The following is a 1800-nucleotide window of genomic DNA, read 5'->3' as shown; positions in this document are numbered from 1 at the left end:
TTTCGGTGTTGCCAAGGTAGTTTTTGATAAAAACAGCATAGAAATGGCCCGGGGAATTTGATTTATGGATCTATGGGCCTGGAACAATAGTGTTTCGGATTAAAGAAGAATTTACTTGTTTTTTACCTCAGTTCTTTGTTAGCTACAGTTTTTCTTTTTATTAATCAGTTTTTTCGTTTCGTCTAAATATCTAACTAAATTACTCAGTTTGTAGATTCGTTTTCCCTCTTTTATTTCAAGGTTCTGTTCAATAAAAGAAGATAACCCTCCATATCCACCTGATTTTATTAATTCAACTTTATATAAATGATTTTTATACCAAAAGACTTGAAAAGCAGAACCTTCTCTTTCGTGTTCAGATTTAACCATTGGTATTATTAATTTCTTATTTATTTTATAGAATCCGTCACGAACAGGTAATGTAGAAAAATCTCCATTTGCATTGTACTTATTAGACCATTTTTCTTGTTTAATCCAATATTTAGAAATTTTGTCATAAATTGAATCTAATAATTCACAGTTAGAATCTTCCACAATTGAAATTTTGTATTCATTTACTTTGTCTTCCCATTCTCCTGAAGTAACAGAACAAGATACTTGTACATTAACTTTAGATTTTAAATTATAAACGTTTCCTAAATTTTTTTTTCCAAAAATGTTAATTTCGGTTGTGTCAGATTTTGTAATTTCTGTTTTAAATAATTCAATATTTTCTAGCTCAATTGATTGTCCAAATGCAATTGAATTGAATGTTATAAATAATATTATTAAAATGTTTTTCATCTAATTGTAGCTAACGGTCTCGTATAACCGTCAGTTACGGGTTAGTATGCGTTAATTTTCGGTTTAGCACTGACCTTAGCAATTCCGAGTGGATTCGGACGTAGTCGAATCCGCCGTAATTGCGGTTATACATTGTTGGCAACAGTATTTTTAGCATTCCGCATTTTTTTTAATTCAGTCAAATATTCATTTTCAGATTTATTTTCGGGTTTGAAATGTACTTGAATAATATTTTCGGTAGTCACAAATTTTATCATATTCCGTGTGTCTTTTAGAATATGTTGATATAAGAAGGGTTTTCGTTTTTCATAATCCGTTATGTTAAACTTGAGCAATTTTATTTTATCGAATTCATATCGTTCATTTTCTAATTCGATAGAGTCTTGATTTATCTTAAAGTCATTTTTGATATGATGCCAAAAATATCCACCCGAGACAATTCGAGCGATTCGTCCAACTATGAGTGATAAAAATATTAGAATTCCGAATATCAAGAATATAGTTCCATTTTCGGGATTGTTTTCATCTGTCCAATAAAAAGTCAGTAGTATTAAAGTCAATAAAATTCCGATTCCGTATGAGTAATTACTCAATCGGTAAACAAGAGTGTTTGTTATGTAGGAATCTGCGTTGATTTTCATATTGTTGCCAACGGTCTAGTATAAGAATAGTAGCGGATTAAAAAACACTAACTTTTCGGTTAAACACTGACCTTTTTAATATTTACCTACTTTAGATTTAGCACTAAAACCGCTATTATTTTTATACATCTTAAGTTTGATTCTCTTTAAATTGATAGTATAAATCAGAAAGAACAAAAGAGAGAATTAAGGTTAGTTTATACGGTGAAGCTTTGGACTTCGACAACATTGATAACCCCCTCTCTTTTACTACTCCAAGCACGTTCAGTTCTGTGAGACCTTAGATCTCGTTTTCAAGTTGTTGTGGCCAAGGTAGTCTGCTCTTTCATAAAATCATTTCTTATGAATAAATATAAAGAAACTTTCGGAGTCGATA

Annotated in this window: 2 protein-coding genes; both read right to left on the bottom strand. The window is 30.4% G+C overall.

The genetic code is table 11. The features are described from left to right. Positions 1 to 138: 138 nt before the first annotated feature. Positions 139 to 783: a hypothetical protein gene (locus tag MWU56_RS16415; RefSeq protein ID WP_247046495.1), complete on the bottom strand. Its 645-nt coding sequence runs from the start codon at positions 781 to 783 to the stop codon at positions 139 to 141. Positions 784 to 908: 125 nt separating this feature from the next. Continuing rightward, a complete protein-coding gene (locus MWU56_RS16410; RefSeq protein ID WP_247046492.1) occupies positions 909 to 1376 on the bottom strand; it encodes a hypothetical protein in 468 nt (155 codons plus the stop codon). Positions 1377 to 1800 lie beyond the last annotated feature (424 nt).

The organism is Allomuricauda sp. F6463D, from assembly GCF_023015965.1.
GTDB lineage: Bacteria > Bacteroidota > Bacteroidia > Flavobacteriales > Flavobacteriaceae > Flagellimonas.
The sequence above is the reverse complement of the archived record's forward strand: the minus strand, read 5'-3'. Positions and strand labels throughout refer to the sequence as shown.

What these genes read in the sequence shown, in the direction of transcription:
- MWU56_RS16415 (WP_247046495.1), bottom strand. Translation starts at nt 783, where the DNA reads ATGAAAAACATTTTAATAATATTATTTATAACATTCAATTCAATTGCA.